Origin of the sequence: Chitinophaga pinensis DSM 2588 (assembly GCF_000024005.1) — a bacterium.
Lineage (GTDB): Bacteria > Bacteroidota > Bacteroidia > Chitinophagales > Chitinophagaceae > Chitinophaga > Chitinophaga pinensis.
Genome location: NC_013132.1, coordinates 8234828 through 8261472, shown reverse-complemented (window position 1 = coordinate 8261472; position 26645 = coordinate 8234828). Strand labels below are relative to the sequence as shown.

Genomic DNA, 26645 nt, shown 5'->3' with positions numbered 1-26645 from the left:
ATAACAGGACGCCTCTTTTTTTTTATAGTGATTTTGCTGCGATCTCCGCAGCCTTAAATTCCTAATTCCTAATTCCTAATTCCTAATTGACTACTGCACCACTAGCACCGGTATTCTTACCTTATGTCTCACCTGGTTGGTTGTCTCACCATAGATCCAGTCCTTAATACCAGTGTGTCCGTGTCCACCCAGGATCAGGAAATCGGCCTTTTCTTCTTTTACGATACGCACAATTTCTTCTGCACGGTGACGGTAACCAAGCAGGCCCTTGGCGCGTATGTTTCTGGCGCTTAGAAGACTGATGTAAGCGTCCATCTGCTCTTTGTCCTTTCTGGTTTCAAAGTCGTCGGATTCTCTTCCCAGGTATCTGGCAGAAGCACTTTCTACGATATGAATCAGCAGGTATTCTGTCTGTGGATTACCATGTGCGAGTGCATTGGAAATGATCTTTTCATCATCCTTACTGAAGTCAAGCGCAAGTGCGATACGCTGGTAAACAGGCGGCTGAATATCACCCAGGGCAAAGTCAGGCGTTCTATGAATACCAGCAGATGTTTTCTGTTGATAACGGCTGATCAGCGGATAAGCTACCGTGATCCCGATCAGTACAAGGAAGCCTATTCCCGCAGCAATGATCAGGATATCCACCAGGATGTTCCCATCGCCGCCAATATATTTTACCGCCTCTGTAAAGACCATACGGGTATTGAGATATACCAGTACGGCAGTGATGATCCAGCTGATAATTTTCACGGGTGTATTTACGGCGTAGGTACCCATCGTCTTTTTATCACTCACAAAATGAATAAGCGGGATGATAGCAAAGCCTAACTGTAAACTTAACAATACCTGACTAAATACCAGTAGTTCGCCTACCTTTTCAGGACCAGCCAGCATGATCACGAGCAGGGCCGGTACGATGGCCAGCAAGCGTGTCAGCAGACGGCGCAACCATGGATTGATACGCAGCTGCAGGTAACCTTCCATCACGATCTGACCAGCCAGGGTACCTGTTACGGTAGAGCTCTGACCAGCAGCGATCAATGCGATCGCGAATAAGGCAGGCGCCCATTTATTACCCAATAATCCTTCTAACAACTGATGTGCGTCCTGTATTTCTGCGATATCAGTACGGCCGGTTTTAAAGAATACAGCCGCGGCAAGTATCAGAATAGCGGCATTCACAAAGAAGGCCAGGTTCAACGCGACAGCGCTGTCTATGAAGTTCAGTTTCAAGGCTTGTCTGATACCCTGTTCATCTCTTTTGATCTTACGGGTTTGTACCAGTGCGGAGTGCAGGTACAGGTTATGCGGCATGACGGTGGCGCCTATGATACCGATAGCGATATACAGGGCGGTATTGTCAGGAATAACCGGTTTAAAGCCTGTTACGACCTCGCTTAATACCGGCTTGGCCATAAATAGTTCTACAAGAAAAGAGATTCCTACGATGGCTACCAATGCGATAATGAAGGCTTCCATCTTTCGGATGCCATAACGCTGTAAAACCAGCAGCAGGAAGGTATCGAATACAGTAATACTGACACCCCATTCTAAGGGGAGGCCGGTCAGCAGTTGTATACCGATGGCCATACCCAGTACCTCTGCCAGATCAGTGGCAGCAATAGCGATTTCAGCCAGTATGTAGAGTATAAAGTTAACGCCGGCAGGATAGGTTTCGCGGTTGGCCTGTGCCAGGTCACGTCCTCTTACGATACCCAGACGGGCACTGAGTGTTTGCAGCAGCAGGGCCATGAGGTTACTCATAAGCAGTACCCAGAGCAGGGTATAACCATATTGGCTGCCACCTGCCAGGTCAGTTGCCCAGTTGCCCGGGTCCATATAACCTACACTGACAAGGTATGCTGGTCCGAAGAAAGAGAGCAGTTTACGCCAGCGGCTTGTGCTGGGAACGGTAGTATCTACGCTTTGATGGACTTCGCCTAACGAAGTGTGCTGATGATTCATATTTTAGCTGTTATGCAGTCTGCTGGCCGGTTACCCGGTGATATACCGGTAGTGTAGGTTGAATTTTTTAGTCTGTCCCCATGTATTCCGGTGGGCTGTAAGCGGCCGCTACGGACTGCGTTATATCGGTTTGACCATTATATTTTTTGATACCTGTTCACTGATAGTGAAGGCAGGCTGGTTACGTATTTTCAGTTCGATAGAGTTGTCAAATTCGTAACGCTCTATGACATCCAGTTGTGTGCCTAAGCGGATGCCTTTGGCATTCAGGAACTCCAGTAATGCGGTTGATTTATCAGAAACAGCCACGACTTCCAGGCGTTTAGCCCTGGCTTTATCAAGCGGCGTTTGCGGACGTGGCTTACCCATTTTGCCCTGTGCATCAGGAATAGGATCGCCATGAGGATCTATCTGCGGATTTCCCAGGAATTCGCTGAGACGGTTGATCAGTTTCTCACTGCGTACATGTTCCAGCTCTTCCGCCAGTTCATGCACTTCTTCCCAGCTGAATGATAATTTATCAACCAGGAAGCATTCCCAGAGGCGATGCCTCCGGATGATATTCAGCGCCGCTCTTTTACCTTCAGGGGTCAGGTTGATACCCTGGTATTTTTCGTAAGAAATAAGCTTCTTTTCTTTCAGCTTCTTCGCCATATCTGTCACAGATGCCGGCTTGGTTTCCAGTTCGCCGGCCAGGGCGTTTGTGCTTACCGCCTCCTGTCCTTCTTCCTCCAGTTTATAAATCGACTTAATGTAGTTCTCCTCAGCAATCGTCAAATTCATCATTCCTTAAAATAAAGTTTAGGTAAATCTAAATAAATATTGCCAGAAATGCAAACGCAACGGTCGAAGGGATGTCCTTATTTTGATCATATCATTTTTTTCTCTAACTTTTCGGCCGTAATAAACAAGCATATACGCATGAATAAGCTGGTATTAGCGCTGCTGACTATCGGTCTGCTGGCCGGATGTGGTTCCAAAAAGAACAAATCAGGGAAGGATGACTTCACATTTGAAGACTTCCGTCACCTGTTTGCAGAGGCTAAACTGCCTTATAAACTGATGCCGGAAGAGCTGGCGAACAAAAAATCGGATACTGCCGGTATCTCTCCGGAAGTACTGAAACAGTTCCTGACGGATACCCTGGGAAAATCAGATTTCCCGGAGGGAGCGACGGTTAAGTTTTACCCTGTGGCTGCGGTTGATGGTGCTGCTGTGAATTACTTTGTGGTGAAAGCCGTGGGTAAATCATTGACTACAGCTTATATATGCTTCCTGGATAAAAAAGGTCATTACCTGAACCGCCTGCCGGCAGGGAAGGTGGCTGATAAAAGCGATGTATTTTATTTCTCCATAGATACCCGTCAGGTCATCAAGGTAACCAACGAGCGGGAACTGGAACCTGGTCATAGATCCACCCGTGAAGATTTCTTTGGTGTATCTGACAATGGCAGTACGACATTGATCATGACCAATACCAGCGGCGATCCTGGAGCTGGTCAGCTGTTCAATCCGATAGATACACTGAAAGCTGCACATAAACTCTCCGGTGATTATGTAAGCGGTGAAAACAGTCTGGTGTCCGTACGTGATGGCGATGATCCTAAGTCTTTCCTGTTCTTTATTTCATTCTCTAACAAGACAGGCTGTAAAGGAGAATTATCCGGTACGGGGCATTTCACCGGCGCTAACAAAGGCGAGTACAAAGATAAGGAGACTGACTGTGGTATCGCGTTTCAGTTTGCTTCCGGCAGAGTGAGTATCAAAGAGATCGGCGGTTGTGGCGCTTACAGGGGGGTGCGTTGTTTCTTTGAGGGAAGTTACGCGAAGAAAAAAGCAAAGTAAGTACAGATTAGTATAGTAACAGACTCCGCTTTGTACCAACAGGGCGGAGTTTTTTTATTGATCATTTCTGATGATGCGGAGGAATTCTTCTCTTGGTATCATTCCGGCGCCCAGTGAGGCCAGGTGATCGGTATACACCTGACAATCAATCAGGGTGATACCTTTGCCGGCGGCATATTGTACAAAGGTGATAAAGGCTGCTTTAGAGGCATTGCTGACAAGCGAGAACATCGATTCACCGAAGAAGCTGGTTCCCAGCTGAATACCGTAAAAACCACCTACCAGCTGATCGTTCTGCCAGCATTCTACGGAATGTGCATAACCTGCTTTGTGCAAAGAGATATAGGCTTTTTCCACATCCCGGGTGATCCAGGTACCGTCTTGTCCGCGGCGGGGTACTTTTCTGCAACCTGCAATAACTGCGGGAAAGTCTTTATTCACCGTAATAGTGAATATGCCCTTCTTCAGCACTTGTTTCATGCTGGCAGAGATCTTTAAATCTTCAGGAAATAATACGAATCTGGGATCGGGACTCCACCAGAGGATAGGTGGTTCATCATACCAGGGAAAGATGCCTTCGCTATAGGCGAGCAGTAAGCGCTCTTCGGATAAGTCTCCGCCATAGGCCAGCAATCCATCCGGCTCAGCCAGATCGACAGGCGGGAAAATCAAATCTTCTGAAAGCTCAAATACGGGCATTATCCTTCTACCGCTTCTTCAAGGGTAGCACTGATGCCTCTGTCCAGCAGGGCTTCGCACATCGGGCGAAGGCGGGTGAATTCGCCCTGCTTCACGGCATACTTACCGTTGTGGTGAATGATCAGAGCGCATTGTTCAGCCTGTTCCTGAGTATGGTCACATACCTCGATCAGGGATTGTATCACCCAGTCAAATGTATTAACCTCATCATTCCAAACGATAAGGCTGAAGGGAAACTGTTCGTCTTCAGCTACCAATACGTCTTCCCATTCTTGAATCTTCGTGCCTGTTTGATTACGCTGGCTCATAATCCGGTAAAAACTTTCCACAAAACTACGCTTAATAATCGTTAAATTAAATAGGAATGTTTTAATGCGATGCAGCGCAGATGCATATGAAAATCACATATTTAACATTATCGGGGAGCATTGGGCGAGAATTGCTATTATTGTAAACATTAGAAGTTAGGTTATGAATGTATTGAACGGCATGAAATTATTGATAAACATTAGTCTACCACTGAAAGACCCTGTTCCGATTTTCTCACTGGTGTTATTTATCATCCTGTTAGCACCGATTATCCTCCGTAAGTTCCGTATTCCCAGTATAATCGGGCTGATCCTGGCAGGTATGGCGATCGGGGATCACGGGTTCAAGATCATCGAGAAAGGTAGTATTGACCTGTTTGGAAAGGCAGGTCTCTTATACATCATGTTCCTCGCAGGACTGGAGCTAGACATGACTGAGTTCAGAAAGAACCGCAACCGTAGTCTGGTATTCGGCGCCTTTACTTTTTTCATCCCGCTCATTTTAGGATATGTCGTCTGCATGTATGTGCTGCATTTCAACTTTATGGCTACGATGCTGGTTTCCAGCATGTTTGCTACGCATACACTGGTCGCCTATCCACTGGCCAGCCGTTTAGGTATTACCAAAAACGAAGCGGTAACCGTAGCGGTAGGAGGGACGATTATTACTGATACTGCCGTACTGGTCATACTGGCGATCATCACGGGGGCTGCTGCCGGCAACCTGAATACACAGTTCTGGGTCCGCTTGTCCGTTTCACTGGTAGTCTTTGCCACGATCATTCTCTGGATTTTTCCGATGATAGGACGCTGGTTTTTCAAAAAGATCAAAGACGATAAAACCTCTCACTTCATCTTCGTGCTGGCGCTGGTATTTCTGGCCGCCTTTCTTGCGGAACTGGCAGGAGTGGAAGGGATTATCGGGGCTTTCCTGGCAGGACTTGCATTGAATCAGCTGATTCCGCATACCTCTCCGTTGATGAACAGAATTGAGTTCACCGGTAATGCGATATTCATTCCCTTCTTCCTGATCAGCGTGGGGATGCTGGTAGATCTGCGGGTATTGCTCAAGGGGCCGGAAGCATTGCTGATAGCCGGTGTACTTACAGTCATGGCGCTTGTCAGCAAATACCTTGCAGCATACTTTACGCAACTGAGTTTCCGGTATACACCCACACAACGTAATGTGATCTTTGGTCTGAGCAGTTCACATGCAGCTGCAACGATCGCCGTAATACTGATCGGATTTAACATGGGTATCATCAATGAACATGTGCTGAATGGTACAGTCGTGCTGATCCTGATTACCTGTCTGGCCGGTTCTTTTGTAACAGAGAGCGCAGGTCGTAAACTGGCCATCATAGAAGCAGAACGTAAGCCTGCAGCAGAAGATACATCGGAAAGACTACTGGTACCGATCTCCCGTCAGGGGCATATGGAACCATTGCTTGACTTTGCCCTGATGATCAAAGATCCGGATACGCACACGCCTATTTATCCACTGGCAGTCGTACAGGATGATGAAGAAGCGAAGCAGAAAATACCGCTGACTAACAAGATCATGGAAGCTGCTGTGATGTATGCTGGTGCAACAGAAAGTAAGGTACAGGCAGTGACCCGTATTGACCTGAACGTATCGGATGGTATTGCGAGAGCCGCAAAGGAACTGATGATCACAGATGTGGTGCTGGGTTGGACAGATAAGAATAACAGCACGACAGAACGTTTGTTTGGTTCCATCTTCGGTACTACGCTGGACAACGTGTTACAGAGTGTATGGGAAACGATCTATGTATGCGATTTCCATTACCCGCTCAACGCTACTAAAAAACTGGTGCTGGTGATGCCAAAGAATGCGGAATACGAAATCGGCTTTCTGCATTATATTCAAAAGATCTTCCTGCTCAGTAAACAGATAGGAGCGAAGCTGATGATCTGCTGTAACACCAATACACAAAAAGCCATAGAAGCCTATCTGCAACAGTTTAAACTCAGCATAGAGATCAACTTCAAACAGTTTGATAATATCGAAGAACTGCTTTTGCTGGCGAAAGATATCACGAAGAATGACCTGGTAATGGTAGTAGCTGCCCGTAAGGGTACACTGTCTCATCGTCCTTACCTGGACGGTATGCCGGGACGCCTGAGCCGTCATTTCCCTGCGCATAACATTGTATTGGTCTATCCGGAGCAACAGGAGATCGATTATATTGAAGCAGGCGTGCAACCAGAAGATCTTACACTCGCGCCTATCCAGGAACAGCTGGCGAATCTGAATAAACTGGGGAAAGCGGTAAGGAGGATATTGAAGGGGAAAAGGTAGAGAGAAATTAGGAATTAAGAATTAAAAATTAAGAATTGAATGCAGCGGAGATCGTAGCAGTCATTATAAACTAAAAGAGGCATCCGGTAAAATGGACGCCTCTTTTAGTTTATCTGAAGATCATTGCTATTAATTCCTAATTCCTAATTAATAGTGTGGCATCCTTACTGCTTCCACCACCTTTCCTGATGCCCTTTCCGGCGCCATTTTTAAGGACTGTTTACTTAATTTGAGTACCTGGTCCAACAGATCGATAGAAGCGCTGATTTCGTCTTTTTTGATAGAAATACTTTCGATATTGAAGCCGATAGACATGTTCTTTTTGTCTGCATATTCCAGCAATTCTGAAGCTACATGGAGGCAGGTGTCTATAGATGCCTGTAAGATGTCTTTAGAATGTTTCAGGTCATTGTACAGCCACTTCGGTACTTTGATACCCAGCCATTCCATGAACTGTAATGTCTTCAGTGAACCACAGGGAGCCAGCGTAAAGACAATCGGTGCAGGCGTCTGACTGATTTCACGGGAGTGATAGTAATAATCTGCCAACACGTCTTTGGTATCATTCACGTTATACACGCACTGTGATACAAAGAAGCTGCAACCTTGTTCCATCTTATTGGAAAGCCGGACATGTTCATCTCCTTTTTTCGCATGGCGTTCCGGGATGGTCACACCACCGATCAGCAGCTCAGGTGCATGTTGTTGTCTGAGGGCATAAGCATCTGACAGGGAGAAGTTGGTTTGTTCGATCTGTTGCTGGGAAGAAGCGCCTACAAACACGGAGTGCTGTATGTCGCCATTGTCAGTTAACCATTGCTTAAACTGCGCATCATTCAGATTGGCAATGCTTTTATAGATGATACGGGGAACTTTCAGCTGATGAAAATAATCCCTGCTGTATTGCTCCGGCAGTACAGTCGGAATAAAAGCGAATGTTCTTTCCTGTTCAGTCCTGGTGGTTTCGTCCTGGATATCATAGAGGATCAGTGCATCGATATCAAGCGCGCTGATACGTTCAGCTTGTGCCTGTGCGATTTCAGCTATTCTATCCTGGTTGGTAGTTATTTTTGGGGGCGTAAGGCTGTAAAAAACAAGTCTTGAATGTCCCGATTTAATTTTATCAGCAAGCGTATGGCCCATTGGGTGGCGGTTTTTTAAAAACAGTGCAAGATAGGAATAAGAAATTAACAATTAACAGTTAAGAGTTAAAGCTGTTGATAACGGCTACGATTTAGTGAAAATGCCTACTGGGGGGACGTTGACGGGAAAATTATAAAGTGAATGAAGTTTTGAATGAGGAAGGCTAAGCAATTCTTACTTCTTAATTTCTAATTCTTAATTAACCCCACGCTTGAGGGTATTAAAAATGAAAAAGCTCCATCTTACGATGAAGCTTTCTATGTGGGAGTTGACGGATTCGAACCATCGACCCTCTGCTTGTAAGGCAGATGCTCTGAACCAGCTGAGCTAAACTCCCTTCTCTTTTCTACTACCAGGTTTCCCTGAAAGGACCGCTATACAGCGGAAACATTTTTGTCAAAAAAAAAGCATCATCCTGTTGATGAAGCTTCTGGGTGGGAGTTGACGGATTCGAACCATCGACCCTCTGCTTGTAAGGCAGATGCTCTGAACCAGCTGAGCTAAACTCCCTGAAGAAAAAGAAATTTAAAAGTAACTGAGTGGGAGTTGACGGATTCGAACCATCGACCCTCTGCTTGTAAGGCAGATGCTCTGAACCAGCTGAGCTAAACTCCCATTCTTTTCTTCGTGACCACCAGTCCTTTTGTCTGATGGGATTGCAAAGGTAGAAAGTATTTTCATTCTGCCAAATTTTTTTAATGAATAATTATCAAAAAGTGAATTGGCTATAAAGTATGAATGCTCTCAAATCCTTTGCAGAAAAGGATTCTATTGAAATAATAAATTAAGAACTTTTTTGTTATTGCAGGAACCTTATCAGTGTAAACGTATTAAAAAATACATTACTTCAGTTCCCATTCAATCAGCTGATTGGTCCATTCCAGGCGATAAGGCGTAGTGACTTTAATATAGTTGTCGGTGTAGCCTTCCATCATACCGTCCTTACCATGTTTTTCAAACAATACCTTCCTGGTTTCACCTACATGCTGTTCGTTGAAGTACTGTTGTTTCTTATGGCTCAGGTTACGTAACATTTTATTGCGCTCGTTACGGATGTTGACAGGCACCACCGGGGTGATGTCCAGTGCACTGGTATTGGCTCTTTCTGAATAAGTGAATACGTGCAGGTAGGAAATATCCAGTCCGTGCAGGAAGTCGTATGTTTCCTGGAAATGCGCGTCTGATTCGGACGGGAAGCCAACGATAACATCCACGCCGATGGCGCAATGTGGCATAAACTGTTTGATCAGCGCTACTTTATCAGCATACAGTTCACGACGGTAACGACGGCGCATCAGTCCCAGTATATCATTACTGCCGCTCTGTAAAGGAATATGGAAATGCGGCATGAAGCGTTTGCTGTTGGCCACAAATTCGATAATCTCATTACTCAGCAGGTTGGGTTCGATGGAGGAGATGCGGTAACGCTCGATGCCTTCCACTTTGTCCAGTTCCTGTATCAGTTCAAAGAAAGTTTCTTCTCTTTTCTTACCGCCTTCCAGGCCTTTCCCGAAATCGCCGAGGTTGATACCTGTCAGAACGATCTCTTTTACACCGGAAGCCGCCAGGGAATGCGCATGTTCTACTACGCGGGCAACACTGTCACTACGGCTTTTACCTCTGGCCATCGGGATGGTGCAGAAGGAGCAGGTATAGTCACAGCCGTCCTGTACCTTCAGGAAGGTGCGGGTACGGTCGTTTACCGAATAGGAGGCATGGAAAGTATTGACGTCTTCGATGTCGCAGGAGCAGATCTTCGCACTGTCGCCTTTGGTGAGGGTTTTCAGATGGTCCACGATATTGAACTTCTCTGCGGCCCCCAGTACGAGATCAACGCCTTCGATCTCAGCGATCTCTTTTGGTTTCAGCTGTGCATAACAGCCGGTGATCACTATCATGCTCTCCGGCGCTCTCCGCTGGATACGGCGTACCAGGTGACGGCACTCCTTATCAGCGTTTTCGGTAACAGAGCAGGTATTGATCACATACACATCCGCCTGCTCCTCGAAATCTGTTTTCACAAAACCATCCTGTTCCAGCAGCCTGCTCAGAGAGGAGGTTTCTGAAAAGTTCAGCTTACAGCCGAGGGTATGAAATGCTACTTTTTTACCTGTTGTCATAAGGAGCGCAAAGGTAGCACCTTTTTTTTATACTGGTTATATTGCTAAAATTGTACTAGATTGCCGTCCGGCACGAGCAATGCTGAATGTATTCGTAACAGAGCATGACCATGAAATCTAAGGGTAAGTATATACCTATGTTGTTATTAACACTGTTGTTGTGGCTCGCCTGGCAACAACAATGGTGGAAAGGGCCGCAACGTCAACCACGCGTTACTGCACACAATAACACGAGTATCGCCACAACAGACAAGAGGGACAAGAAGATTACCGAAAAGACACCTGCAGGACTTAACCGTCATGCACCACTCAAGTACACCCGGCACGCCAGATGCCGTATGGAATGCCGTCATGTGACGGAAGCCGAAGTAGTTGGGATACTGGAAACCGGCAGTGTCAATAACGAAAAATCGAATCCCCAGGACGAACCATGTCCCACCTATGCACTTGAAGGCTATTCTGAAGAAGGCCAGCATCTCCGCGTAGTATTCGCACCTTGCGAAGACACCACCAGCGTAGTTACCTGTATCGACCTTGATAAGGATTGGTCCTGCAGCTGTAATTAGGTATTTCCATATGTATACTGTAATTTTCCGGCTTGCATCAGACTAAAACAGAGACTGGCATTATTATGAAGTTATTGCTCAAGCCGTTACATGTGGTGTATATGATATACGCCGCTATCGTGTTCCTTGTTATCATGTTCCTTATTATCCCGCCAATCTTTCTGGCGTCATTCCTGGGAAGAATCAAGGGGGGAAATATCATATTCTATTTTCTGCGCTTCTGGTCATATACCTGGTTCCCGGCCGTGGGGATCATGGTAAAGCGGATCTATAAACATGACAAAAAGGACAAGACACCATACCTGTATGTTGTCAATCACCGTTCCTACCTGGACGCTGCACTCGCCGTGCAGGTGATGAGACTTCCTTTCCGTCCGCTGGGTAAGATCGAAATGAAACGTATTCCGGCTTTCGGTTACATCTACCGCCAGTCCGTCGTAATGGTAGACCGCTCTGATGCCAAGGCCCGTGCCCGCAGCGTTCGTGAAATGATCTCCGTTATCAAAGAAGGCGTTTCCATCCTGATCTTCCCCGAAGGTACCACCAACGAAACTGACTCACTTTTACAGCCATTCCATAATGGCGCATTCCGTATAGCCATCGAAACACAGACACCTATCCAGCCAGTCCTGTACCTGGATAATGGTAAACGCCTGCACGCCAAAGGGTTCAATCTGAATCCTGGTCGCTGTCGTGTGGTATACCTGCCGCCTGTTCCTGTCGCCGGACTGACAATGGAAGACCTGCCAGCCCTTAAACAGCAGGTATTTAACATTATGGAACAAGAATTGAAGGCTACTGTATAAATTGCCGGATGAAATTTGCTGACGTCATACTGCCATTGGCCCTGCCAAAAAATTATACTTACGCGGTACCTCCGCATATGGAGGAATCGTTGAAGGCAGGTAGCCGTGTGGCCGTACAACTGGGCAAACAGAAGAAATATGCAGGTATTGTAAAAGCGATTCATGAACAGGCGCCTGCTGACTACAGGACTAAACCCCTGCTGGATATGCTGGATAAAGACCCTGTCGTATATCCTACGCAGCTGTCATTCTGGCAATGGCTCGCTTCTTATTATATGTGCACAGAAGGGGAGGTACTCAATGCCGCCCTGCCTGCCCATCTGAAACTTTCCAGCGAAACACTCCTCCTTTTTAACGACGCCTATGGCGACGACTTCTCTAACCTCGATGATGATGAATACCTGGTAGCAGAAGCCCTCAACATCCGTAAAGAACTGCGGATCGATGAAGTGCAGCTCATACTGGATAAAGCAGACGTTTATTCCACTATCAAAAAACTGATAGAAAAGAACGTATTGCTGGTATATGAAGAACTGAAAGAGGTATATAAAGAGAAAAAAGAGAACTACGTACAGCTGCACACCCAGTATGAAGATGAAGAACTGCTGGCGCCCCTGTTCAACGAACTGGCCAAAGCGCCCAAGCAGATGGAACTGCTGCTGGCTTATCTGCACCTGATCAAAACACAGGGTAGTGTACTGCAGTCTGAATTATTAAAGAAATCAGGTGCTACTACCGCCCAGCTGAAAGGACTGGTAGATAAAAACATCCTCTGGATAGAAAAACGGGTTGTAGATCGTGTTCCCGGCGGTGGTAAGGTAGAAGCCCAGATAGATTTCAAATTGAGTCCTGCACAGGAAAAGGCACTGGCGGAAGTACGCAACAGTTTTGCTGCCAAACCGGTTACTTTACTGCATGGAGTCACCTCCAGCGGTAAAACCCAACTCTATGTCAAACTGATCGAAGAGTATGTGGCCATGGGTAAACAGGTGCTTTACCTGCTCCCGGAAATTGCCCTGACCGCGCAGATCGTTCGCCGCCTGCAAAAACATTTTGGTAATAAAATCGGGATCTATCACTCCCGTTTTAATAATAACGAAAGAGTAGAGATCTGGAACAAGGTAAAGAATGGTGACCTGAAGATATTGCTAGGGGCACGTTCCAGTCTGCTGCTGCCTTTTCAGGACCTGGGTCTGATCATCCTGGATGAAGAACATGACCCTTCCTATAAGCAACAGGATCCTGCTCCCCGCTACCACGCAAGAGATGCCGCTATTTACTATGCCGGTCTGTTTCGCGCGAAGGTACTGTTAGGTTCTGCCACCCCTTCACTGGAATCGTATTTTAATGCCCAACAGGGGAAATATGGGCTGGTGGAACTGTCGGAACGTTTCGGCGGACTGGAAATGCCGGAAATTGCCATTGTTGACGTGAAGAAAGAACGTGCAGAAAAGAGTATGCAGGAAAACTTCACGCCGCAACTGAATGCCGCTATTAATAACAGTGTGGCAGCAGGCAACCAGGTGATTCTCTTTCAGAACAGACGCGGTTATGCACCTTTCCTGATGTGTGCTACCTGCGGATGGATCCCCAGTTGTAAGAACTGTGATGTATCACTGACTTATCATAAGAACCAGGATAAACTGCATTGTCACTATTGCGGTACGCGTTATCCTTATCCACAGACCTGTGCGGCCTGTGGTAGTCAGACGCTCAATCCGAAAAGCTTTGGTACAGAAAAGATCGAAGATGATCTGCAACAGCTGTTCCCTAAAGCGCGTATCGCCCGTATGGATATGGACGCCGTGCGTAATAAGGACAGTCATAATAAAATGATTCAGCTGCTGGAACAACGGGATATCGATATCCTGGTAGGGACGCAGATGGTGGTGAAAGGACTGGACTTTGACAATGTGAACCTGGTAGGTATCCTGAGTGCAGATAGTTTGTTGAGTTTTCCTGATTTCCGTGTGAATGAACGGGCCTTCCAGCTGATGGAACAGGTGAGTGGCCGTGCGGGCAGGAAACATGGTAAAGGAAAGGTGATTATACAAGCCAGTAATACCCGTCATCCGGTATTGAGTTATGTCACTACACATGATTACAAGGCCATGTATGTGGCAGAAATAGCGGAAAGAGAAAACTTCAGTTATCCGCCTTTTACCCGATTATTGAAAATAACCCTCAAGCATAAAAACCAGCAAACGGTCGAACAGGCGGCACAGGTACTGGGCAACTGGTTAAGACCGCATATCGGCGCAAGACTGGTGGGGCCTGCTATACCATTGGTAGGACGTGTGCGCAATAACTATCTGCAGGAAATGCTGATTAAACTGCCCCGCGACTCCAAGGTGATCGCTGATACCAAACGAATGGTGCAGGAACATTTTATCAGACTGCTGGCAGAAAAGCAGTTCCGTTCGGTTTTCATCGTACCGGATGTGGATTGTGTCTGAGACACTCGTTTTACTATATTTGTCGCCTGATAAACGCTGCATAGCAGCCTTACCCTAAATTGTACGATCATATGCGCATATCCGAAAATGTTTTGCTCCGGCCTTATAATACGTTTGGCATTGCTGCCCAGGCACGTTTTTTCGCGTCTTTTTCCAACGCTGCTGAACTGGAACAACTACTCAAAACGCCACCACAGCAGGGATTGGAGCATATGATACTGGGTGGCGGCAGTAATGTATTGTTCACAAAGAATTTTGACGGCATCATCCTGAAAAATGAGATCAAAGGCATTAGTGTAGTAGGGGAAGATGACGATTATGTATATGTGAAAGCCGGCGCCGGTGAGACCTGGCATAGCTTTGTGATGGATTGTATAAAAAACAACCGCGCAGGACTGGAGAATCTGTCACTGATTCCTGGTAATGTAGGCGCCAGTCCAATGCAGAATATCGGGGCTTACGGGGTGGAAATAAAAGATTGTTTTCATGAACTGGAAGCCTATCATCTGCAGGACCATACCATCGTAAAATTCAACAACCAGGATTGTCATTTCGGCTATCGGGAGAGTGTATTCAAGCGTCAGTATAAAGGGCAGTTTGGTATCCTTTCTGTGACTTATCGTTTATCCAAACATCCGAAATTAAATACCAGCTATGGCGCTATAGAAGAGGAACTGAAGCATATGGGCGTACAGGACCTGACGATACAGGCAATCAGCCAGGCGGTGATCAATATCCGCAGTTCCAAATTACCAGATCCTGCGAAGATCGGTAATGCGGGCAGCTTCTTTAAGAATCCGACCGTACCTGCTGAAAAGCATGAGGCTTTGAAAGCAGCATTCCCGCATATCGTAGCGTATCCGGTAGCAGGCGGTGAATTTAAACTGGCAGCAGGCTGGCTGATAGAGCAGTGTGGATGGAAGGGCTTCAGAGAGGGAGATGCAGGCGTACATGCCCGTCAGGCATTGGTACTGGTAAACTATGGCGATGCGACCGGCAATGAGATCTATCATTTGTCACAGCAAGTGCTGGACAGTGTTGAGGAAAAGTTTGGCGTTGCACTCGAAAGAGAGGTGAATATCATTTAACACCCTCCTCCGCTGCATTTAATTCTTAATTCTTAATTCTTAATTCCTAATTATAACAGGTAAGCGCCTAAGGGAGCTTACCCGTTATATGTCCAATAATCTTATCTGCATGGTCCCTGGAGTTTTCGATGAACCAGACATGCGTATCCATACCGCCGCATACCACGCCTGCCAGATAAACACCGGGCAGATTCGTTTCCATGGTATCGGGGTTATAAGTAGGATGCTTTTTTGCATCGCGGGATAAGGTGATCCCTACTTTCTCCAGGAAATTAAAGTTAGGCTGGTACCCGGTCAGGGCCAGCACGAAATCATTTTCTATTGTGATCAGACCATCCGGCGTCTGGATATCTACTTCATTTTCCCTGATCGCTTTGATATTGGAGTGATAATATGCTTTGATACTACCTTCTGTGATACGGTTTTCAATATCCGGTTTTACCCAGTATTTCACGCGTTTGCCGATTCCGTCTTCTCTTATCACCATTGTTACGTCTGCACCCTTCCGCCAGGTTTCCAGGGCGGCGTCCACAGAGGAATTATTTGCACCGATCACCACTACTTTCTGGGCGGCGTAGAAGTGTGGGTCTTTGTAATAGTGATTCACTTTTGCGAGGTGTTCACCCGGTACGTGCAGCATATTGGGAATATCATAAAAGCCGGTGGCTATAATGACGTTTTTAGCCACATAGGAGGCCTTATCGGTGTTGATATGATAAAGTTCCCCTTCGCGTGTTATACCGTCTACAGGCTCAAATAAACGCACATTCAGCTGATTGGAGATGGTGACGCGTCTGTAGTATTCCAATGCTTCCGGACGGATAGGTTTTGCGCTGATGGAGACGAAGGGAATACCGCCGATTTCCAGCTTTTCCGAGGTGGAAAAGAAGGTCATGTACAGAGGATAATTATACAGGGAATTGGTCAGACATCCTTTTTCCGCAATAACATAACTCAATCCTGCCTTTTGTGCCGCCAGTCCGCAAGCGATGCCAATCGGACCAGCCCCTACTATTAATAGATCGTAAATCTGCATAATGGTTAAAATTACGAATGAATGCCCGGAATAACTAGTATCCGGGTGTCTGCCGGTGCGCCGGAAAGGGTTCATTTCTTCGTATTTTTGACGTATTTCTACCATTAAACCCTTACTACGCCGTAATTACGCCGTTATCTGTCCGTTCAGGAACGAAGCGGTAACGGCATAATGCTGGTGTAATAACGGTATTATACGAAGCAGCAATCATTTTTTAAACAATAGTTCTCCTTTCTGTCTGAGCGATAGTCATTTATACACACCGGAAAAGCGTCAGGTATATTTACCAGGAATGTTCGGTCACCCGGGCCATGGCGACCCTGTAGAACTCATATCCTTTCATGTTTTCTGCATCATCACCGTAATACATTTTCCGGTAGGCGGAGGCGTCGAGATTATACATGAGTTCCATGTTATAGGAGGCCAGGAATGTCTTTATACTGGCAGGATCGATCCCGAAATTCCAGAACTCCTTATTGCGTTGCAGCAGTCTGGTAACGCTGGCAGCCCCGGTAAATTTCTCCGGATGTTCCAGCACTTCCTTGTCAACATAAGTGAAAATGATGATGGTGCCGGGACGAAAGCGTTTGAAGTAGTCGAATACTTTAGGGGCGATAGGGGCGGTGAGACTGTTGGTAACGCCTTCCCAGATGAACATGGTTTTGTAATGTCCTTTCTGGAAGAGTTGCGGGATAACCTGGTCGAGGTCCTGGGTATGCAGATCGGCGGAGATGTAATTGACGGTAGCTTCTCTGCCTGCTTTTGTTTCAAAAAGGATGTCCCGTTTCTGTGTCTGTAAATCGGGGTGGTCTATTTCGACGAATTGTACCCTTTTTTTCATCCGCAGGCGCAGGGAGCGGCAATCGTATCCGGCACCGAAAACGATGACCTGGTTGATACCTTCATCCTGGATGGTATTGGTGGCCATTACATCGACGAGGCGGGTACGGGCAGAGCAGCAGGTGAGGGCGCCGGTCCAGTTTCTGTCAATAAACCAGGAAATAAAGTTGTTGAGGAATGAGATACGGGAGAGTATTTCAACCAATCTGAAAGCGGGAGACAGGAACAACCTGGCATAAGGATCGTCAAACAAGCGTTTGCTGGCAGGACGGTTAGATTCAATGGCGCGTAATAAGGCTAAGTAGGTGGCAGCCTTGCTGGCAGGAACCAGACTCATAACGGATATTATTTTTTATTTGAGAGTGGCAGATTACAAACGTAGCAGGTTTAGCAACAACATTACATTACCAGCGCGACAGATATTGGTCGAAATTTTAGATTTCCTAAATGTAGCGAATATTTAATTACGGGAAATGACCGCTGCAATTTTATTGTAAGCTTTGAGGTACTTATTAAAGCGCGGTACATCTTTTTCAGTTAGTTCGGTTACTCTTCTGATGTCCATGTTATCAGTAAGATCATTGAGCTTGACCAGGCAGGCCAGGCGATTGGGGATGATGCGGTTGATGAAGTGATCATAGTCTTCATCATCGGAGAGTTTGGTGACACACCGTAATGCCTCAACGAGATGTGGGGCGAGTCCTTTTTCGATCAGTTGTCCGAAGGTCCAGGAAGTATCTTCCACTACGTCGTGCAGTACGCCGACGATCCTTTCATCATCTGTTTTACCGAGTTGCATTACACGCATGACGTGTGCGATGTAGGGAGCGCCGTATTTGTCGAGCTGGCCGGCATGGGCTTCGGTAGCAATGGATATAGCAGTAGCAAGTGTCATACATTAAAACTAGCAAAAAATGTGCAATAAAAAGCCCCCGTTCTTACAGCTGAAGAACGGGGGCAAATGTTATTTAAAGCTGGTGCTTACATGAAGTGATATCTTGCGAATGCTTCCATGGCAGCGTATTTCTGTAAACCTAACTGGTCGTACAGGTTAGCGGTATTAGCGTTACGGTCTTCCGCTCTTTCCCAGAATTCACGAAGGTCGCTACCCTGGAAAGGAACGACGTCTTTCTGGCTCTGGTGAATGAAGATACCGAGACGTTTCTGTAATACCTGGTCAGGGCTCATTGGTACAGCCATTTCGATTTCATGGATGTTCCATTCCTGCCATGCACCTTTATACATCCACACCCAGCAGTCTTTCATGAAATCTTCATGCTTAAGTCTGTCGAGTGCAGCGAAGATGATTTCCAGACATACTTTGTGCGTACCATGTGGGTCAGCGAGGTCACCTGCGCAGTAGATCTGGTGAGGTTTTACTTCACGGATCAGATCAACGGTCATCTGGATATCTTCTTCACCCATAGGTTTTTTCTCAATGGTACCTGTTTCATAGAAAGGCAGGTTCTGGTAGTGGATGTTGCTTTCAGGGATACCTACGTAGCGGCAGGTAGCCTTTGCTTCACCACGACGGATCAGACCTTTGATAGCGCGGTTCTCCGGCGTATCTTTCTGGCTTGGCTTCTTCACACGGAGGAATGCTTTTGCATCTTCCAGGATCTGGGAGCTTTTGCTACGGTCGATATCGAACATACCTTCGAAACCTACTGCGAAGTCGATGTAACGCAGTAAGAATTCGTCTGTTACGGCGATGTTACCGGAAGTCTGGTAAGCCACGTGTACATCATGTCCCTGCTCATGTAAGCGGATAAAGGTACCGCCCATGGAGATGATATCGTCATCCGGGTGCGGAGAGAAGAGGAGTACGCGTTTTTTCTCAGGCTGTGAACGTTCAGGGTGGCTTGGCAGCTGTGTACCTGGTTTACCACCTGGCCATCCGGTGATGGTGTCACGGATACCATTGAACTCTTCGATGTTCAGCTCATAAGCAGAACCATATTGTACGATCAGGTCATTCAGACCGTTTTCGTTATAGTCTCTGTCTGTCAGCATCAGGATCGGCTTGTTGAGCTTCAGGGCAAGGTTGGTTACTGCTTTGCGGCGCAGTTTAGGCGTCCATTCGCAGTCGCCTGTCAGCCATGGCTCTTTGTAACGGGTCAGCTCTTCAGCGGCCTGTTCGTCGATCACGAATTTACAGTCAGGGTGTTGTTGCAGTAAAGATGCAGGCACCTGGTCGGAGCTATGACCTTCAACAGATCTGCGTACGATCTTTGCTTTGTGGGTACCCCATGCCAGCAGGACGATACGTTTAGCTTTGAAGATGGTGCTCAGCCCCATAGTGATAGCCAGACGAGGAACCTGGCTGATATTGGAAAACTCGAATGCGTTCGCTTGTCTGGTGTTATGATCCAGTGTTACAAGGCGGGTGTGGGAAGTCAGGGTTGAACCAGGTTCATTGAAACCGATATGGCCGTTTGTTCCGATACCCAGGATCTGCAGATCGATACCACCTGCAGCTTCAATACGGCGCTCGTATTCAGCGGTGTATTCCTTTACTTTTTCCTTTGGGAGTGTGCCATCCGGAACGAAGTAGTTGCCTGCAGGAATGTCAATGTGGTTGAACAGTTGTTCCTTCATGAACCTGTTATAGCTCTGAAGTGCATCTGGTTCGATCGGATAGTACTCGTCCAGGTTGAAAGTCAACACGTTTTTGAAGCTCAGCCCTTCTTCTTTGTGCAATCTTACCAGTTCTGCATAAAGATATTTAGGGGTTGAACCTGTGGCGAGGCCTAACACAACCTGTTTGTTAGCTGCCTGCCTTTCCTTAATCAGTGCTGCTATTTCCTGCGCAACTGCTCTGGAACCGTCCTTAGCGGTAGGATATATATCCACGGCTATCTGTTCGAAACTGTCGATCAGTTCAATTTCCTGATGATTAAGCGTCATGATTAATGTTTTGGATTAGATGCGGTTTAAAAACGAGACGGAAAATTAAAAAAAATCTCTCTATTCACATAGAAGATTATGGGTTTGTTTAAGCAGGAAACGTGAAATTTCGATAAATGTACAGAGTACCCTTAACATAATATTCATAATTGTGAGAAAACCATCAGTCTTCATATGTCGTTAATTATAACAGATGATCATCTAACCTGCAAGCAGTTAAAAAACACGGCCACAGAGGGCATGGCCGCAGAAAACCTCAATCAATCCTGCCGGAGGCGCTACAAAAAAGCCCTTGTTGTCACGTACCGGTATTTATCTTCAAAAAAGTCATGTTTATGAAAAAGTCGTTAGTGTTAATGACCAGTATCTGTTTGCTATCAATCGCTTACCTTAAAGCTAATACAGTAACGCCTGTTTCAGTGGCGCATCACTATATTGCTGAAGAATGGTCAAAAGCGAAAGATGGTATCTGGGAGGGAACAATGGATAACAAAACTTACTGGTATAAGTTAGATAAGAATGCAAAATTATGGTGGAGCACCAATGGTAAAAAGTGGGCTGCCGTGGAAAATGGCATGTGGGCTGATAAGGAGGGTAAATGGCTGAAGATCGGCGACGGTAAGTTGTGGTGGAGTGCAGATAAAGGCGCTAACTGGGCCGAAGTACCTGAGTGGAAATGGGAAGGACCAAAAGGACAATGGTATAAGTTCGACAAAGACTGGTCACTGTGGGTCACTAAAGCGTGATTACAATTATTTCGTTTCAACTTATTTCATATGCCTGGTATTGATATTATGGATCAGTACCAGGCATTTTAAGTTTCAACAAAAAAAGGGTACTTATAAGTTTTAAGGCTAATAATGTCATAAAATTTAATGTTTTGGATTTTTTTATAAGTAGAATATTCAATATTTTGGTTCTCATATATCTCCCTTGCAGATATACATTTAAGGACCGGGACACGACATTTTATACTGCCACCAACAGCGGGACAACCACTTACCGGAACAGGTGAAACTTATTGTGATAAAAATTATATGTTTCCTGGTTTTAATTCACTGTTGTGATTTTGAAGGGTTTTCGACTACTTTTAACATGCAGAGAAAAAATATCAACCAAAGTAGTGCAGACACCTGACCATGCCACCATACAAATACTCGCCGGAAGAATAGCCACCGGAGATGAGCAGGCTTACAGGCAACTATTCAGGCAATTTTATAAGCCTTTATGCCAGTTTGCTGCTTCTATCGTGCGTTCTAACGAACAGGCCGAGGAAATTGCTTCCGATGTTTTTATGAACATCTGGAAGAACAGGGAGCGCCTTTTACAGGTCAGCAACCTGAAGGTGTATTTGTATGTGGCAGCACGTAATACTGCACTCAACTATCTGAACCAGCAACAGTTACAACATTTTAGTATCGATGAATTGTCTGTAGACCTGAGCGTTGCTGATAATACACCTGAACAACTGATGATTTCAGGCGAAATGGCCCGGAAGATGGCCGATGCGGTAAATAACCTGCCACCGCGCTGTAAAATGATTTATAAACTGATCCGTGAAGACGGTCTGAAGTACAAAGAAGTAGCAAGTATCCTGGAAATCTCTGTAAATACTATCGATGTACAGATGGCCATTGCCTGCAAAAAGATCAGTGAATCCCTCCGTTTATATTTACCCAAACGCTAATATTTATTTTTCGTTAAATTTTTTTTCAAAACACTTAGTAGATTCTCAAAAAAACACTGTCTTAATAGATGTAAAGCCCATAAAAACGTTTATGAGTCAAGACAGAACCTGGATATTGCTGGGAAGAAAAATATCGGGTGAGGCTACATTAGATGAACTGCGAGAACTGGAACAAATTCTGAAAGATGATGCGCAACTGAGTTATCAGGCATCTCTGATGAAAGAACTGGAACTGCATACACCTGACGGCACTGAAAATACCGAAGTTGCACTGGAAAAACATATGCAGCGCATGCAGGAACTGTTTCCTGCCGATTTTCCGGTAGTAGCAGCGCCACAAATCATACTGAAGGAAGCGGCAGGAAAGCAATCCTGGCTGCGTACCAACAGATGGCGTATGCTCGTAGCTGCCGCCTCACTGATCACTGTTTTGGGCGGATTATGGAGCCTGCGTGAACGTAAACAACATGATAATAAAGAGCTGGTCAGCGAGATCACTACCAGGCACGGGTCACGTTCTACTGTGACATTACCTGACGGATCCACTGTCTATCTCAACGTAAGTAGTAAACTGACCTATGATTATGGTCAGGTCGACAGCAGACAGGTAATATTGGAAGGGGAGGCTTTTTTTGATGTAAAAAAAGATGAACAAAGGCCATTCATCATCCACACTAAAAAGATGGATATTACGGTACTGGGTACCACATTTAATGTAAGAGCTTATGAAGAGGATAAAACAGTAGAAACCTCATTGATACAGGGGAAAGTCGAAGTAACTATTAAAGGGGATATTCCTAAAAAGGTCATTCTTTCGCCAAATCAGAAAATCGTACTGCTGAACGAAGTAAAACAGCAAACAGTGCCCGCAATCCGCATACAGGACGTGCATGACAAGGACCCTTACCGGCTGGAAGAAGTAACCGTCAATCCTACGGACAGCCTGGTTGCAGAAACAGCATGGAAAGAAAACTGCCTTGTGTTTAATAACGAACGTTTCGAAGACATTGCCCTCAAGATGGAAAGATGGTATGATGTGCAGATCATTTTTGAAGAGAAGCAGCTAGCAGAGAGCCGCTTTACCGGGACTTTTATTAACGAAACAGTAGAACAGACTTTAGAAGCGCTACGATTTACATCTCCGTTTCACTACAGTATTGACAAAAAGAAGATTATAATAAAACGATAAATACTCCTTTACTTATGTAGCAAGACTATTGAACTTATTGACTAGTAACTATTGAACAAAAAAAGAAAGGGGAGATGCGGCAACATTCCCCTCTCAACCAAGATCAGCGCATGACAGGAACGTTTCATTTGGCGATGAAGCCTGTCCGTGCATTTTATTGACCTTAAACAATCTAAAAGTATGGAAAAAACCAGACTTAATCTGCTTCTTTTACCTAAACCAAAATCTTTTCTAAAAGCAATTCTATTGATGAAACTGGCCTTTTTGCTGACGCTCGTAACCTGCATGCAGGTGTCTGCCAGTGTTTTCTCACAGAATAAGTTTACGCTGAATCTGGAAGATGTAAAGCTGGCAAAATTGCTTAAAATCATTGAGAAGCAAAGCGACTACCGCTTTGTGTACAGCAATGATATGATCGCTGCTGATACTAAGGTGACGGTAAGTGTAACAGATAAGACTGTTGAACAGGTACTGGCCGCGGCGTTGAACAGCACGGGTCTTACCTTTCGTGTAATGTCTGACAAACTGGTGGGCATCGCTCCTAAAAGTGAAGTGATAGCCGATATTAATGTGAGAGGTCGCGTTACTGATCCCGCAGGTACGCCGCTCGTGGGTGTAAGTGTAAGGATCGCCAAAGGCAACAAGGGTACTGTTACCGATATGAAAGGAGAGTACACTATTGAAGCGCCTTCCACCGCCGTATTAGTATTCAGCTATATTGGTCATATCGATCAGGAAGTGGCTGTAAATGGCCGTGCTTCATTGAACGTGACCATGCAGATAGACACCAAAGGTCTGAATGAGGTAGTAGTGATCGCTTATGGTACTGCTAACCGTAAAACATTTACCGGTTCGCTTACCCAGATCGATTCCAAAGCACTGCAGACCCGCCCTATTTCCAACGTATTTAATGCCCTGGAAGGTGCGGCTGCCGGTATCCAGGTGAATTCCGGTAGTGGTCAGCCAGGCGCTGGTCCAAGCATCCGTATCCGCGGTGTGGGTTCCATCAACGCATCCAGCGATCCGCTGTATGTAGTAGATGGTGTGCCTTTCGAAGGTAATATCTCTTCCCTGAGCACTGACGATATCGAAAGCATGTCCCTCCTGAAAGACGCTTCTGCTTCTGCTTTGTACGGTGCACGTGCTGCGAATGGTGTGGTAATAATCACCACCAAAAAAGGTAAACGCGGCAGCAACCACGTACAGGTAAGAGCCATGCAGGGTGTTACATCCCGCGCAATTCCTGAATACGATCGTGTAGATGCATATCAGTATTATCCGCTGATGTGGGAATCTTACAGAAATACACTGTTCACCGGCAACACTACGCTGGAGCAGGCTAACCAGGGCGCTACAACCAACATCAAGGCACGTCTGGGGTACAATCCTTTCAACGTTGCCAACAATGATATCGTACGTACGGATGGTACATTAAACCCGGATGCGAAACTGTTGTATGCAGAAGATCTGGACTGGACAAAAGCGATCCTGCGCGATGGTAGCCGTGGCGACTATGGCGTTAGTTTCAACGGTGGTTCTGATAAAAACGACTACTTCATCTCCCTTGGTTATCTGAAAGAGAAAGGTTTCGTGATGAAATCAGATTTCGAAAGGATCAATGGTCGTATCAATGTGAATGCCAATCCGACAACCTGGTTCAAAACAGGTCTGAATGTGAATGGTACATTTACTAAATCAAACCAGGCAAGTACGATTGATAACAGCTCTGCATATATCAACCCATTCAACTTCACCAGGAACATGGGGCCGATCTATCCTATCCATGCGCATGATGCAACAACAGGTGCACTGGTACTGGACAGAAATGGTCAATCTATTTATGATCTGGGTGATGGTTCCCTGGGCGGCCAGGTAGCAAGACCAGCGGGTGCGAACGCAGGCCGTCACATCATTCAGGAAACCGAACTGAATGACAACAGCTTTAAACGTAACGCGCTGTCTGCAAGGACATTCGGCGAAGTGAAATTCCTCCGTGATTTCAAATTCACTACTAACATCGGTGTGGACGTAACCAATGACCTGGTAGGTACTTTCGATAATACTACTGTAGGTGATGGTGCGCCGGCAGGTCGTGCAAGCCGCACCAGCCGTATGACAACCGGTTTTACCTTTAACCAGTTGCTGAACTACAACCGTACTTTTGGTAAACACAATGTAGATGTACTGTTAGGTCATGAGAATTTCGATCGTACCTACAACTACCTCTATGGTGCAAGACAGACAGTGATCGTGGATGGCGCCTCTACAGAACTGGACAACTTCACTACTACCAACTCACTGAGCTCCCGTACGGATAAATACCGCACTGACGGTTATTTCACCCGTGCAACTTACAACTACGATGAGAAATACTTTGCTTCTGCTTCCTATCGTCGTGATGGTACCAGCCGTTTCTCCCAGTTACTTCGCTGGGGTAGTTTCTACTCTGTAGGTGCTGCATGGGCAGTGAACAAAGAGAACTTCATGAGAGACATCAGCTGGATCGATCTGTTGAAAGTACGTTCATCTTATGGTGTAGTAGGTAACGATGCATTGCTGGATGAAAATGCCAATGCTATTTACTATGCATGGCAAGCTTTATATGATCCTTATGCGAATGCAAGCGAGCCTGGTGTTTTACAGCGTTCTATCGCCAGCAATCTGGTTTGGGAACAGAACAGAACATTTGATGTGGGCGTAGACTTCTCCTTCCTGAAAGAAAGAGTTTCCGGTAGTATCGAATACTTCCACCGTGAATCCGGTAACCTGTTATTCCGAGTACCGGCACCGGTTTCCAGCGGTCTGAAATACGAAAGCAAAAACATCGGTACGATGTGGAACAAAGGTTTCGAATTACAGGTAGGTGTGGATGTGGTACGCAATAAAGATTTCAAATGGAATATCAATTTGAATGCGACTACCTATAAAAACGGAATTACTGAGCAGCCTCAAAGAGAGATTGTTACCGGAACTAAGAAGCTGATGGTGGGACAGTCTCAGTATGATTTCTGGCTGAGAGAGTACCTGGGTGTAGATCCGGAAGATGGTGCGCCACTTTATAGAGCACAGAACACAACGATCAATCCTAACAACAGGAATACCCGCGTAACTAAAAACGGTGATACTGCTACTATCCTGATCAGCAACGCACGTTTCCATTATGCAGGTTCTGCAATTCCTGATGTATATGGTGGTATCACGAATACCTTCAATTATAAAAACTTCGAGTTGTCTTTCGTAGTGAGCTACCAGATCGGTGGTAAAGTATATGACCAGACTTATATGGGTCTGATGCATGGTGGTACCTATGGTTCTGCACTGCATGTAGATGCGCTTAAACGCTGGCAGAAAGCGGGTGATATTACTGATGTACCAAAACTGCAGTTCAGTAATACAACGAATATAAATGCTGGTACTTCCGACCGTTGGTTGACCAGTGCTTCTTATTTGAACCTGAGAAGAGTAAGCCTTGGTTACACCCTGCCTAAAGCATGGACATCTGCTATGCGTATCAGCAATGCAAACATCTTTGCAAGTGGTGAGAACCTGTATCTGAAAACAGCGCGTAAGGGTATGAACGTAGCACAGGCATTCACCGGCGTTACTTCTAACGTGTATTCTCCTGCCCGCGTGGTAACAGTAGGTATTAATGTTGGACTCTAAA

General features: G+C 45.9%; 20 protein-coding genes and 3 tRNA genes. 10 read left to right on the top strand and 13 right to left on the bottom strand.

What is annotated here, in order from left to right; all coding sequences use genetic code 11:
* Window positions 1–90 precede the first annotated feature (90 nt).
* Together CPIN_RS32580 and CPIN_RS32575 are read right to left on the bottom strand one after the other, a co-directional pair.
* Window positions 91–1968, bottom strand: a complete 1878-nt coding sequence (locus CPIN_RS32580) for an Nramp family divalent metal transporter (protein ID WP_012794152.1) — start codon at window positions 1966–1968, stop codon at window positions 91–93.
* 120 nt (window positions 1969–2088) lie between these two features.
* Window positions 2089–2754 carry a metal-dependent transcriptional regulator gene (locus CPIN_RS32575; protein WP_012794151.1) on the bottom strand — a complete coding sequence of 222 codons (666 nt, stop codon included), beginning with the start codon at window positions 2752–2754 and terminating at the stop codon, window positions 2089–2091.
* 135 nt (window positions 2755–2889) lie between these two features.
* On the opposite strand from CPIN_RS32575, the gene CPIN_RS32570 reads away from it, so the two are divergent.
* Entirely contained in the window at window positions 2890–3813 is a 924-nt protein-coding gene (locus CPIN_RS32570) for a hypothetical protein (RefSeq protein WP_044220243.1), read from the top strand.
* Window positions 3814–3867: 54 nt separating this feature from the next.
* Here the strand turns inward: CPIN_RS32570 and aat are convergent, their stop codons facing one another.
* Together aat and CPIN_RS32560 are read right to left on the bottom strand one after the other, a co-directional pair.
* Window positions 3868–4512, bottom strand: a complete 645-nt coding sequence (gene aat, locus CPIN_RS32565) for a leucyl/phenylalanyl-tRNA--protein transferase (protein WP_012794149.1) — start codon at window positions 4510–4512, stop codon at window positions 3868–3870.
* Window positions 4512–4820 (bottom strand): ATP-dependent Clp protease adaptor ClpS, encoded by a 309-nt coding sequence (locus CPIN_RS32560; protein ID WP_012794148.1) that lies wholly within the window; start codon window positions 4818–4820, stop codon window positions 4512–4514. Before CPIN_RS32560 ends, aat begins: the two co-directional genes overlap by 1 nt.
* 163 nt (window positions 4821–4983) lie before the next feature.
* On the opposite strand from CPIN_RS32560, the gene CPIN_RS32555 reads away from it, so the two are divergent.
* Window positions 4984–7143 carry a cation:proton antiporter gene (locus CPIN_RS32555; protein WP_012794147.1) on the top strand — a complete coding sequence of 720 codons (2160 nt, stop codon included), beginning with the start codon at window positions 4984–4986 and terminating at the stop codon, window positions 7141–7143.
* Window positions 7144–7290: 147 nt separating this feature from the next.
* Here CPIN_RS32555 and CPIN_RS32550 read toward each other — a convergent pair whose 3' ends face one another.
* From CPIN_RS32550 to mtaB, 5 genes are all read right to left on the bottom strand, one after another.
* Window positions 7291–8286, bottom strand: coding sequence for a methylenetetrahydrofolate reductase (locus CPIN_RS32550; RefSeq protein WP_012794146.1), 996 nt, complete (start codon window positions 8284–8286; stop codon window positions 7291–7293).
* Between the two features lie 262 nt (window positions 8287–8548).
* Window positions 8549–8623, bottom strand: a tRNA-Val gene (locus CPIN_RS32545).
* A 98-nt stretch (window positions 8624–8721) separates the two neighbouring features.
* Window positions 8722–8796, bottom strand: a tRNA-Val gene (locus tag CPIN_RS32540).
* 30 nt (window positions 8797–8826) lie between these two features.
* Window positions 8827–8901 (bottom strand) — tRNA-Val (locus CPIN_RS32535).
* 227 nt (window positions 8902–9128) lie between these two features.
* On the bottom strand, window positions 9129–10406 hold the full coding sequence (mtaB, locus tag CPIN_RS32530) for a tRNA (N(6)-L-threonylcarbamoyladenosine(37)-C(2))-methylthiotransferase MtaB (protein WP_012794145.1): 1278 nt from the start codon (window positions 10404–10406) through the stop codon (window positions 9129–9131).
* Window positions 10407–10516: 110 nt separating this feature from the next.
* On the opposite strand from mtaB, the gene CPIN_RS37300 reads away from it, so the two are divergent.
* The 4 genes from CPIN_RS37300 to murB all read left to right on the top strand — a co-directional run bounded on the left by CPIN_RS37300 (window position 10517) and on the right by murB (window position 15322).
* A complete protein-coding gene (locus CPIN_RS37300) occupies window positions 10517–10972 on the top strand; it encodes a DUF4258 domain-containing protein (protein ID WP_012794144.1) in 456 nt (151 codons plus the stop codon).
* Window positions 10973–11037: 65 nt separating this feature from the next.
* Complete coding sequence (locus CPIN_RS32520; protein WP_012794143.1) at window positions 11038–11778, top strand: lysophospholipid acyltransferase family protein; 741 nt, start codon at window positions 11038–11040, stop codon at window positions 11776–11778.
* An 8-nt stretch (window positions 11779–11786) separates the two neighbouring features.
* Entirely contained in the window at window positions 11787–14234 is a 2448-nt protein-coding gene (gene priA / locus CPIN_RS32515) for a replication restart helicase PriA (RefSeq protein ID WP_012794142.1), read from the top strand.
* 71 nt (window positions 14235–14305) lie between these two features.
* A complete protein-coding gene (gene murB, locus CPIN_RS32510) occupies window positions 14306–15322 on the top strand; it encodes a UDP-N-acetylmuramate dehydrogenase (protein ID WP_012794141.1) in 1017 nt (338 codons plus the stop codon).
* Between the two features lie 67 nt (window positions 15323–15389).
* On the opposite strand, the gene CPIN_RS32505 is transcribed toward murB, so the two are convergent.
* The 4 genes from CPIN_RS32505 to nagB all read right to left on the bottom strand — a co-directional run bounded on the left by CPIN_RS32505 (window position 15390) and on the right by nagB (window position 20105).
* On the bottom strand, window positions 15390–16358 hold the full coding sequence (locus CPIN_RS32505) for a YpdA family putative bacillithiol disulfide reductase (protein ID WP_044223035.1): 969 nt from the start codon (window positions 16356–16358) through the stop codon (window positions 15390–15392).
* Window positions 16359–16641: 283 nt separating this feature from the next.
* Window positions 16642–17535 (bottom strand): class I SAM-dependent methyltransferase, encoded by an 894-nt coding sequence (locus CPIN_RS32500; RefSeq protein ID WP_012794139.1) that lies wholly within the window; start codon window positions 17533–17535, stop codon window positions 16642–16644.
* A 123-nt stretch (window positions 17536–17658) separates the two neighbouring features.
* Complete coding sequence (locus CPIN_RS32495; RefSeq protein WP_012794138.1) at window positions 17659–18093, bottom strand: HD domain-containing protein; 435 nt, start codon at window positions 18091–18093, stop codon at window positions 17659–17661.
* A gap of 86 nt (window positions 18094–18179) precedes the next feature.
* Window positions 18180–20105 carry a glucosamine-6-phosphate deaminase gene (gene nagB, locus CPIN_RS32490; protein WP_012794137.1) on the bottom strand — a complete coding sequence of 642 codons (1926 nt, stop codon included), beginning with the start codon at window positions 20103–20105 and terminating at the stop codon, window positions 18180–18182.
* A gap of 335 nt (window positions 20106–20440) precedes the next feature.
* Here nagB and CPIN_RS32485 point away from each other — a divergent pair, with 335 nt between their 5' ends.
* The 4 genes from CPIN_RS32485 to CPIN_RS32470 all read left to right on the top strand — a co-directional run bounded on the left by CPIN_RS32485 (window position 20441) and on the right by CPIN_RS32470 (window position 26644).
* Window positions 20441–20851, top strand: coding sequence for a hypothetical protein (locus CPIN_RS32485; protein WP_012794136.1), 411 nt, complete (start codon window positions 20441–20443; stop codon window positions 20849–20851).
* A gap of 377 nt (window positions 20852–21228) precedes the next feature.
* Window positions 21229–21792, top strand: a complete 564-nt coding sequence (locus CPIN_RS32480; RefSeq protein ID WP_245552052.1) for an RNA polymerase sigma-70 factor — start codon at window positions 21229–21231, stop codon at window positions 21790–21792.
* A 91-nt stretch (window positions 21793–21883) separates the two neighbouring features.
* Window positions 21884–22981 carry a FecR family protein gene (locus CPIN_RS32475; RefSeq protein WP_012794134.1) on the top strand — a complete coding sequence of 366 codons (1098 nt, stop codon included), beginning with the start codon at window positions 21884–21886 and terminating at the stop codon, window positions 22979–22981.
* A 249-nt stretch (window positions 22982–23230) separates the two neighbouring features.
* Window positions 23231–26644, top strand: a complete 3414-nt coding sequence (locus CPIN_RS32470) for a TonB-dependent receptor (RefSeq protein ID WP_187294714.1) — start codon at window positions 23231–23233, stop codon at window positions 26642–26644.
* Window position 26645 lies beyond the last annotated feature (1 nt).